General features: G+C 62.5%; 8 protein-coding genes. 7 read left to right on the forward strand and 1 reads right to left on the reverse strand.

What is annotated here, in order from left to right; genetic code table 11:
* Nucleotides 1–33 precede the first annotated feature (33 nt).
* On the reverse strand, nucleotides 34–489 hold the full coding sequence (merR, locus tag SJ312_RS22845; RefSeq protein ID WP_001166628.1) for an Hg(II)-responsive transcriptional regulator: 456 nt from the start codon (nucleotides 487–489) through the stop codon (nucleotides 34–36).
* Between the two features lie 71 nt (nucleotides 490–560).
* On the opposite strand from merR, the gene merT reads away from it, so the two are divergent.
* The 7 genes from merT (at nucleotide 561) to SJ312_RS22880 (ending at nucleotide 4,288) form a co-directional block, all read left to right on the forward strand.
* Complete coding sequence (merT, locus tag SJ312_RS22850; protein WP_001294656.1) at nucleotides 561–926, forward strand: mercuric ion transporter MerT; 366 nt, start codon at nucleotides 561–563, stop codon at nucleotides 924–926.
* 15 nt (nucleotides 927–941) lie between these two features.
* Nucleotides 942–1,217: a mercury resistance system periplasmic binding protein MerP gene (gene merP / locus SJ312_RS22855; protein ID WP_000732275.1), complete on the forward strand. Its 276-nt coding sequence runs from the start codon at nucleotides 942–944 to the stop codon at nucleotides 1,215–1,217.
* Nucleotides 1,218–1,244: 27 nt separating this feature from the next.
* Entirely contained in the window at nucleotides 1,245–1,670 is a 426-nt protein-coding gene (gene merC / locus SJ312_RS22860) for an organomercurial transporter MerC (RefSeq protein WP_000522996.1), read from the forward strand.
* A gap of 38 nt (nucleotides 1,671–1,708) precedes the next feature.
* Nucleotides 1,709–3,394, forward strand: a complete 1,686-nt coding sequence (gene merA, locus SJ312_RS22865; protein WP_000209296.1) for a mercury(II) reductase — start codon at nucleotides 1,709–1,711, stop codon at nucleotides 3,392–3,394.
* 17 nt (nucleotides 3,395–3,411) lie between these two features.
* Complete coding sequence (gene merD, locus SJ312_RS22870) at nucleotides 3,412–3,777, forward strand: mercury resistance co-regulator MerD (RefSeq protein ID WP_001277466.1); 366 nt, start codon at nucleotides 3,412–3,414, stop codon at nucleotides 3,775–3,777.
* Nucleotides 3,774–4,010 (forward strand): broad-spectrum mercury transporter MerE, encoded by a 237-nt coding sequence (gene merE, locus SJ312_RS22875; RefSeq protein WP_001087807.1) that lies wholly within the window; start codon nucleotides 3,774–3,776, stop codon nucleotides 4,008–4,010. Before merD ends, merE begins: the two co-directional genes overlap by 4 nt.
* A 65-nt stretch (nucleotides 4,011–4,075) precedes the next feature.
* Entirely contained in the window at nucleotides 4,076–4,288 is a 213-nt protein-coding gene (locus SJ312_RS22880) for a DUF3330 domain-containing protein (protein WP_000993245.1), read from the forward strand.
* The last annotated feature ends 40 nt before the right edge of the window (nucleotides 4,289–4,328 follow it).

The following is a 4,328-nucleotide window of genomic DNA, read 5'->3' on the forward strand; positions in this document are numbered from 1 at the left end:
GGGGTCGTCTCAGAATTCGGAAAATAAAGCACGCTAAGGCGTAGTCACCCCGTGACTCCCCCGCGCCGATGCAGCGAGCTTCGTTCCGTCTTGCAGTGACGCAATCAGCGGGCAGGAAACGTTCCCTTTCCGCGCATGGCAGGCGCACACCAGTTCAGACAGCACGGCCTCCATGCGTGCCAAGTCGGCCATCTTCTCGCGCACATCCTTGAGCTTGTGCTCGGCCAGGCCACTGGCTTCCTCGCAATGGGTGCCATCCTCCAGCCGCAGTAGCTCGGCGATTTCGTCCAGGCTAAAGCCCAGCCGCTGGGCCGATTTCACGAACCGCACTCGTGTTACATCCGCCTCGCCATAGCGGCGAATGCTGCCATAGGGCTTGTCTGGCTCCGGCAGCAGGCCCTTGCGCTGGTAGAACCGGATGGTCTCCACATTGACCCCGGCCGCCTTGGCAAAAACGCCAATGGTCAGATTCTCAAAATTAATTTGCATATCGCTTGACTCCGTACATAACTACGGAAGTAAGCTTAAGCTATCCAAACCAAATTTGAAAGGACAAGCGTATGTCTGAACCACAAAAGTCTGAACCACAAAACGGGCGCGGCGCGCTCTTCGCCGGTGGGCTGGCCGCCATTCTTGCGTCGGCCTGCTGCCTGGGGCCGCTGGTTTTGATCGCCTTGGGGTTCAGCGGGGCATGGATCGGCAACCTGACGGTGCTGGAACCCTATCGCCCGATCTTCATCGGCGCAGCGCTGGTCGCGCTGTTTTTCGCCTGGCGGCGCATCTACCGCCCGGCGCAAGCCTGCAAACCGGGTGAGGTCTGCGCGATTCCCCAAGTGCGAGCTACTTACAAGCTCATTTTCTGGATCGTGGCCGCGCTGGTCCTGGTCTCGCTCGGATTTCCCTACGTCATGCCATTTTTCTATTAATCACAGGAGTTCATCATGAAAAAACTGTTTGCCGCCCTCGCCCTCGCTGCCGTTGTTGCCCCCGTGTGGGCCGCCACCCAGACCGTCACGCTGTCCGTGCCTGGCATGACCTGCGCCTCTTGCCCGATCACTGTCAAGCACGCGCTTTCCAAGGTTGAGGGCGTGAGCAAGACCGACGTAAGTTTCGACAAGCGCCAGGCCGTCGTCACCTTCGACGATGCCAAGACCAACGTCCAGAAGTTGACCAAGGCGACCGAGGACGCGGGCTATCCGTCCAGCCTCAAACGCTGATCCGTTAACCGAACTCGGGAGCGACACATGGGACTCATCACGCGCATCGCTGGCAAAACCGGCGCGCTCGGCAGCGTCGTTTCCGCGATGGGCTGCGCCGCCTGTTTTCCTGCCATCGCCAGCTTTGGCGCGGCCATCGGACTGGGCTTCTTGAGCCAGTACGAGGGGCTATTCATTGGCATCCTGCTGCCGATGTTCGCCGGCATCGCGTTACTCGCCAATGCTATCGCTTGGCTCAATCATCGACAGTGGCGACGCACGGCGCTCGGCACGATAGGCCCGATCTTGGTGCTGGCAGCGGTGTTTTTAATGCGGGCTTACGGCTGGCAGAGCGGTGGACTGCTCTATGTCGGCCTGGCCTTGATGGTTGGGGTGTCGGTCTGGGATTTCATCTCGCCAGCACATCGCCGCTGCGGGCCGGACAGCTGTGAATTGCCAGAACAACGTGGCTGACGGCAACAGCCGTAGCCACCACAGAAAAGGAAAAATACATGACCACCCTGAAAATCACCGGGATGACCTGCGACTCGTGCGCGGCTCACGTCAAGGAAGCCTTGGAGAAAGTGCCCGGCGTGCAATCGGCGCTGGTGTCCTATCCGAAGGGCACAGCGCAACTCGCCATTGAGGCGGGCACGTCATCGGATGCGCTGACTACCGCCGTGGCCGGACTGGGCTACGAGGCAACGCTTGCCGATGCGCCACCGACGGACAACCGCGCCGGCCTGCTCGACAAGATGCGCGGCTGGATAGGGGCCGCTGATAAGCCCAGTGGCAACGAACGCCCGTTGCAGGTCGTCGTCATTGGTAGCGGTGGAGCCGCGATGGCGGCAGCACTGAAGGCCGTCGAGCAAGGCGCGCAGGTCACGCTGATTGAGCGCGGCACCATCGGCGGCACCTGCGTCAACGTCGGTTGTGTGCCGTCCAAGATCATGATCCGCGCCGCCCACATCGCCCATCTGCGCCGGGAAAGCCCATTCGACGGCGGCATGCCACCCACACCGCCGACGATCTTGCGCGAGCGGCTGCTGGCCCAGCAGCAGGCCCGTGTCGAAGAACTCCGTCATGCCAAGTACGAAGGCATCCTGGACGGCAATTCAGCCATCACCGTTCTGCACGGTGAAGCGCGTTTCAAGGACGACCAGAGCCTTATCGTTAGTTTGAACGAGGGTGGCGAGCGCGTCGTGATGTTCGACCGCTGCCTGGTCGCCACGGGTGCCAGCCCGGCGGTCCCGCCGATTCCGGGCTTGAAAGAGTCACCCTACTGGACTTCCACCGAGGCCCTGGCGAGCGACACCATTCCCGAACGCCTTGCCGTAATCGGCTCGTCGGTGGTGGCGCTGGAGCTGGCGCAAGCCTTTGCCCGGCTGGGCAGCAAGGTCACGGCCCTGGCGCGCAATACCTTGTTCTTCCGTGAAGACCCGGCCATCGGCGAGGCGGTGACAGCCGCTTTCCGTGCCGAGGGCATCGAGGTGCTGGAGCACACGCAAGCCAGCCAGGTCGCCCATATGGACGGTGAATTCGTGCTGACCACCACGCACGGTGAATTGCGCGCCGACAAGCTGCTGGTCGCCACCGGCCGGACACCGAACACGCGCAGCCTGGCATTGGAAGCGGCGGGGGTAGCCGTCAATGCGCAGGGGGCCATCGTCATCGACAAGGGCATGCGCACCAGTAGCCCGAACATCTACGCGGCCGGCGACTGCACCGACCAGCCGCAGTTCGTCTATGTGGCGGCAGCGGCCGGCACTCGTGCGGCGATCAACATGACTGGCGGCGATGCGGCCCTGGACCTGACCGCAATGCCGGCCGTGGTGTTCACCGACCCGCAGGTCGCCACCGTGGGCTACAGCGAGGCGGAAGCACATCACGACGGGATCGAGACCGACAGTCGCCTGCTAACACTGGATAACGTGCCGCGTGCGCTTGCCAACTTCGACACACGCGGCTTCATCAAGCTGGTCATCGAGGAAGGTAGCGGACGGCTCATCGGCGTGCAAGCGGTGGCCCCGGAAGCGGGTGAACTGATCCAGACGGCGGTGCTCGCCATTCGCAACCGTATGACCGTGCAGGAACTGGCCGACCAATTGTTCCCCTACCTGACCATGGTCGAAGGGCTGAAGCTCGCGGCGCAGACCTTCAGCAAGGACGTGAAGCAGCTTTCGTGCTGCGCCGGATGAGGAAAAGGAGGTGTTCAATGAGCGCCTACACAGTGTCCCGGCTGGCCCTTGATGCCGGGGTGAGCGTGCATATCGTGCGCGACTACCTGCTGCGCGGATTGCTACGGCCGGTCGCGTACACCACGGGCGGCTACGGCTTGTTCGATGACACCGCGTTGCAACGGCTGCGCTTTGTACGGGCTGCCTTCGAAGCGGGTATCGGCCTGGACGCACTGGCGCGGCTGTGCCGGGCGCTGGATGCTGCGGACGGTGACGGTGCGTCTGCGCAGCTTGCCGTGTTGCGGCAACTCGTCGAGCGTCGGCGCGAGGCCCTGGCCAGCCTCGAAATGCAACTGGCCGCCATGCCAACCGAACCGGCACAGCACGCGGAGAGTCTGCCATGAACAGCCCAGAGCACTTGCCGTCTGAGACGCACAAACCGATCACCGGCTACTTGTGGGGCGCGCTGGCCGTGCTCACCTGTCCCTGCCATTTGCCGATTCTCGCCATTGTGCTAGCCGGCACGACGGCCGGCGCGTTCATCGGGGAGCACTGGGGTATTGCAGCCCTCACGCTGACCGGCTTGTTTGTCCTGTCTGTGACGCGGCTGCTGCGGGCCTTCAAGGGAAGATCATGACCGCTTCCCAGCCAGCCGAGAGTGGGCAGCTTTGAGCTTCGCTACCAATCTGGAGGAGTACCACCATGAACGCAAACGCCCCGAACACTGCCAGTTGCACCACCTGCTGCGTATGCTGCAAAGAAATTCCGCTCGATGCCGCCTTCACCCCGGAAGGCGCGGAATACGTCGAACATTTCTGCGGGCTGGATTGCTATGAACGCTTCCAGGCACGCGCCAAGGCCGCGACAGAATCTGACATTGCGCCTGTCCCTGGCGGTTCGCAGCCGTCAGATTGAGGCATACCCTAACCTGATGTCAGATGCCATGTGTAAATTG

Source organism: Providencia sp. CIM-Carb-044 (genome assembly GCF_033901115.1).
Classification (GTDB): domain Bacteria; phylum Pseudomonadota; class Gammaproteobacteria; order Enterobacterales; family Enterobacteriaceae; genus Providencia; species Providencia hangzhouensis.